General features: G+C 69.3%; 5 protein-coding genes. All 5 read left to right on the forward strand.

The window, feature by feature from the left end; all coding sequences use genetic code 11:
• Positions 1-956: VWA domain-containing protein (locus Q8Q85_04820; protein ID MDP3773570.1), on the forward strand; the 956-nt coding region annotated here is incomplete at its 5' end.
• 7 nt (positions 957-963) lie between these two features.
• The gene (locus Q8Q85_04825) at positions 964-1,632 is read left to right on the forward strand and encodes an SRPBCC family protein (GenBank protein MDP3773571.1); all 669 of its coding nucleotides are present in this window, start codon (positions 964-966) and stop codon (positions 1,630-1,632) included.
• Positions 1,633-1,640: 8 nt separating this feature from the next.
• Positions 1,641-2,513: a xanthine dehydrogenase family protein subunit M gene (locus Q8Q85_04830; protein MDP3773572.1), complete on the forward strand. Its 873-nt coding sequence runs from the start codon at positions 1,641-1,643 to the stop codon at positions 2,511-2,513.
• 2 nt (positions 2,514-2,515) lie between these two features.
• Positions 2,516-2,983: a (2Fe-2S)-binding protein gene (locus Q8Q85_04835; protein ID MDP3773573.1), complete on the forward strand. Its 468-nt coding sequence runs from the start codon at positions 2,516-2,518 to the stop codon at positions 2,981-2,983.
• 9 nt (positions 2,984-2,992) lie between these two features.
• A partial coding sequence (locus tag Q8Q85_04840) for an aerobic carbon-monoxide dehydrogenase large subunit (protein MDP3773574.1) occupies positions 2,993-5,237 on the forward strand: 2,245 nt, incomplete at its 3' end.

The following is a 5,237-nucleotide window of genomic DNA, read 5'->3' on the forward strand; positions in this document are numbered from 1 at the left end:
ATCGCGCCCTCTTCGAGGACTTGTTCGATCGTCTGTGGCGGGAGCGGAGTGGGCTCGAAGATGGGACCGATCGGAGCGTGGCCCCCCAGCGCCGTCCCGACAGCCAGGCCGCGGTCCCGCGCGCCGCCTGGGGCCCCGGGAATCCCACCCTCGAGCCGGAGCGCCCCATCACGGTCCCCGAGGGCGGCGTGCCGGGCTACAGCGCGGAGGCCCTGCTGCGCCGCAAGCCGTTCGACGAGTGCTCGGCGCGCGACCTGGCCGCGATGGAGCGACTCCTCACCCGGCTCGCGCTCACGCTAGCCACGCGCCGGAGCCGGCGACTGGTGCCCACCCGCGGGCGCGGCCTGGTGGACCTTCGCCGCAGTTTCCGCCGCGCGGTGGGCAGCGGCGGCGAGCTGATGACGCTCGCGCGGCGCACCCGCGCCATCGAGGAGCCCCGCCTCGTCGTGCTGTGCGATACCAGTGGGTCCATGGAGGCGCACACCCGCTTCCTGCTGACCTTCGTCCTCTCGCTCAGCAGGGTGGCGAAGCGGACCGAGGTCTTCGCCTTCAACACCGCGCTCACCCGCCTCACGCCGTGGCTCTCACCGGGCAAGATCGGTCTGACGCTGGACCGTCTCGCCGCGGGCGTGCCCGATTGGGCGGGAGGGACCCGGATCGGCGAATGCCTCGCGGACTTCGTCGAGCGGTACGGCGACGCGGCCGTGAACGCGCGCACCGTGGTGGTCATCCTCAGCGACGGCCTGGACCGCGGGGACGTCGCGCCGCTGGTGGGGGCGATGCGCGCCCTGCACGCGCGGGCGCGGCGGGTCATCTGGCTCAATCCGCTGCTGGGCGACCCGCGTTACCGGCCCGAAGCGCGCGGGATGGCGGCCGCGCTGCCCTACGTGGACACGCTGGCGCCCGCCCACAATCTGGAATCCCTGGAGCGACTCGTGACGCTGGTGGCGGCCTGAGATGGGCATGGAGCTGGAGCAGAAACTCGTGGTGCGGGCGCCGCCGGAGGCGGTGTGGGCCTTGCTCACGGATCCGCGTCGGGTCGCCGGCTGCCTGCCGGGGGCGGCGATCACGGAGCAGCTCGACGAGAGGACCTGGGCCGGCACCATCACGGTGAAGGTTGGCCCCGTCTCCACGAGCTACAAAGGCAAGGTCACTTTCGAGCGACTGGACACCGCCACCAGAACGGCGGACATTGTCGCGTCCGGGCAAGACATCCGCGGCAAGGGTGGGGCGGACCTGCGCCTGAGCAGCCGACTCGTAGCGGTGGATGGCGGCGCGACCGAGGTGACCGTGCGTTCCGACGTCAGCGTGACCGGCATCCTCGCCCAGCTTGGCCGTGGGATGATCCAGGACGTCAGCGATCAGATGTTCCAGCGGTTCGCCGCGGCCATGCGCGTGCAGCTTGAGGCCGCGCCGGTGGCTCTCGCGGTTTCCGGCGCTCCAGGTGGCGCACCCGCGGCGCCGGGCGTTCCGGCGTCGGCGTCCCCGCCCGCCGAGGTCGAGCCGATCCAGGCCGTCTCCTTCGGCGCCCAGCTCGTCGTCCGTGCCCTCGGCCGCGCGGCACGCCGCCCGGTCGTCGTGCTGATCGTGGTCATTGCGATGGTCGTCATTTGGTGGCTCTGGTTCTCATAGGAGGTGTCATGATCCCCGCTGCGTTCGACTACCATGCCCCCGGCTCGTTGGCCGATGCCCTCGCGCTGTTGGACCGCCACGGCGAGGACGCCAAGGTCCTGTCGGGCGGACAGAGCCTGCTGCCGCTCCTCAAGCTCCGTCTGGGCCAGGCCGGCCATCTCGTGGACATCGGCCGTATCCAGGGACTCTCGTACATCAAGGAAGAGGGCGGCGTCCTCAAGATCGGCGCAGCCACGACCGAGGCGATGCTCGAGCGCTCGGACCTCATCCGCGCGAAGTACCCGATCCTGCTCGACACGGCGCTCGTCATCGCCGACCCGCTGGTGCGCAACCGCGCCACGGTGGGCGGCAACCTCGCCCACGGCGACCCCGCGAACGACCATCCCGCCACGATGCTGGCCGTCGGCGCGGAGGTCGTGGCGCGCGGGCCCAAGGGCGAGCGCGTGATCCCGATCGACCAGTTCTTCGTGGCGCTCTTCACGACGGCCCTGGCGCCTAACGAGATCCTGACCGAGATCCGGATCCCGGCGCCGCCGCCCATGTCCGGCGGGGCTTACGAGAAGCTGGAGCGGAAGGTCGGCGACTTCGCCACGGCGGCCGCCGCCGCGTTCGTCGTCCTCGGCAAGAACGGCGCGGTGGAGCGGGCCGGTATCGGCCTCACCAACGCGGGCCCGATGCCCGTCAAGGCGCGGGAGGCGGAAAACTATCTCAAGGGGAAGAAGCCGGACGACGCGACGATCGCCGAGGCGTCGCGGCTGGCGGCGAAGGCCGCGGCCGCGGGCGCGGACCGGCGCGGGTCGGTGGAGTACAAGCGCGAAATGGCGCGCGTCATGACGGCGCGGGCCCTCAAACGGGCCGTGCAGCGGGCGGGGGGACGATAACCATGGCGACGCACCAGATCCGCGTGAGCGTGAACGGGACCGCCCACGAAGCGGAGGTCGAGTCCCGGCTGCTGCTGGTCCATCTGCTCCGTGAGAACCTGCGCCTCACGGGGACGCACATCGGGTGCGACACGACCCACTGCGGCGCGTGCACGGTGCTGATGGACGGGGAGCCGGTGAAATCCTGCACCGTGCTGGCCGTGCAGGCCGACGGCCATGAGCTGATGACCGTCGAAGGCCTGGAGCAAGGGGGCAAGCTCGACCCCATCCAGGACGGCTTCTGGCAGGAGCACGGCCTGCAGTGCGGCTTCTGCACGCCGGGCATGATGATGACGAGCTACGCGCTGCTCAAGCGCAATCCCAAGCCGGACGAGGCTGCCATCCGTCAGGCCATCTCCGGCAATCTGTGCCGCTGCACCGGGTACGTGAACATCGTGAAGGCCGTGCAGTACGCCGCGGCCAAGGCGTAAGGGGGAACCATGGCACTCCGGACCACACCCGAAGTCGGCGGCATGGGGCACTCGATCAAGCGCAAGGAGGATCCGCGCTTCATCCGCGGCAAGGGCAACTACGTGGACGACATCACGCTGCCGGGGATGCTGTACCTCGACATCGTGCGCAGCCCGTTCGCCCACGCGAAGCTCAAATCCCTCAACACCGAGAAGGCGCTCAAGGTGCCGGGCGTGCTCGCCGTCATCACGGGCGAGACGCTGAAGGGGTACAACCTGCACTGGATGCCCACCCTCTCGTCGGACACCCAGATGGTGCTGCCGGTCGAGAAGGTGATGTACCAGTCGCAGGAGGTGGCGGGCGTGATCGCGACGTCCCGGTACGCCGCCGCAGACGGCGTGGAGGCGGTCGAGGTCGACTATGAGCCGCTTCCCGTGATCGTGGACCCCTTCAAGTCGCTCGCGCCCGGGGCGCAGGTGTTGCGCACCGACAAGGAGGGCAAGAAGGACAACCTCGCCTTCCACTGGGAGGCGGGCGACCGCGCGGCGACCGACCAGGCCTTCGCCGCGGCCGAGGTTGTGGTGAAGCAGGACATCTACCTGCCGCGCATCCCCGTCGCGTCCATGGATTCCTGCGGCTGCGTCGCCTACTTCCACCCGGCCGAGGGCAAACTAACCGTCTACATGACCACCCAGGCGCCGCACGCGGTGCGCACCGTGTTGGCGCTCGTGGCGGGGCACGTGGGACTCTCGGAGGAGAAGATCCGCATCATCTCGCCGGACATCGGCGGCGGGTTCGGCGGCAAGGTGCCGGTCTATCCCGGCTACGTCATCGCGATCGCCGCCTCGGTCGTCATCGGCAAGCCGGTGAAGTGGATCGAGGACCGGATGGAGAACCTCCAGGCCGATTCCTTCGCGCGCGACTACCACATGACGGCGGAGCTGGCGGCGAAGAAGGACGGCACCATGACCGCGCTGCGGATCAAGACGGTGGCCGATCACGGCTACACCAACGCGTCGGCCAACCCGTCCAAGTTCCCCGCCGGGCTCTTCTCCATCTGCACCGGCTCCTACGACCTGAAGCAGGCGTTCTGCGAGGTGGACGCGGCCTACACCAACAAGCCGCCGGGTGGCGTCGCCTACCGCTGCTCGTTCCGCGTCACCGAGGCGGTGCACGCCATCGAGCGCATCACCGACGTACTCGCTGCGAATCTCAAGATGGATCCCGCCGAGCTCAGGCTGAAGAACTTCATCAAGCCCGAGCAGTTCCCGTACCAGTCGGTGCTGGGCTGGGAGTACGACAGCGGCGATTATCCCCGCGCGCTCAAGCTCGCGATGGAGAAGATCGGCTACGCGGCGCTGCGGAAGGAGCAGGCGGAGAAGCGCCAGCGTGGCGAGTTGATGGGCATCGGCATCTGCAGCTTCACCGAGATCGTCGGCGCCGGGCCGTCCAAGGACTTCGACATCCTCGGCATCAAGATGTTCGACTCGGCCGAGATCCGGGTGCACCCGACCGGCAAGGCCACGGCGCGCTTCGGCACCAAGTCGCAGGGCCAGGCGCACGAGACGACCTACGCGCAGATCGTGGCGGAGGAGCTGGGCATCCCCGCGGCGCACGTCCAGGTCGAGGAAGGCGATACCGACACCGCGCCCTACGGCCTGGGCACGTACGCCAGTCGCTCGACCCCGACGGCCGGCGCCGCCGGCGCGATGGCCGCGCGCAAGATCCGTGAGAAAGCGAAGAAGATCGCGGCCCACCTGCTCGAGGTCTCCGAAGACGACCTCGAATGGGAGGTGGGGAAGTTCTCGGTGAAGGGCGCGCCCCAGAAGTCCAAGACCATCCAGGAGATCGCGTTCGCGGCGTACACTAACCACCCGCAGGGCATGGAGCCGGGTCTCGAGGCGGTCTCTTACTACGATCCGCCTAACTTGACCTTCCCCTTCGGCAGCTACATCTGCGTGGTTGACATCGACCGCGGGACGGGGATGGTGAAGGTCCGTCGCTTCATGGCCGTGGACGACTGCGGGAACATCATCAACCCGATGGTCGTCGAGGGCCAGATCCACGGCGGGCTCACCCAGGGCCTCGCGCCGGCGCTGTTCGAGGAGATGACCTACGACGAGCAGGGCAACAACCTCGCCGGCAGCTTCATGGACTATCTCGTTCCGACCGCGATGGAGACGCCGCACTGGGAGACCGACAAGACCGTGACGCCGTGCCCGCACCACCCTCTCGGGGCCAAGGGCGTCGGCGAGTCCGCGACGGTCGGCGCGC

Source organism: Gemmatimonadales bacterium (assembly GCA_030697825.1).
In the GTDB taxonomy this organism is placed as follows: Bacteria; Gemmatimonadota; Gemmatimonadetes; order Gemmatimonadales; family JACORV01; genus JACORV01.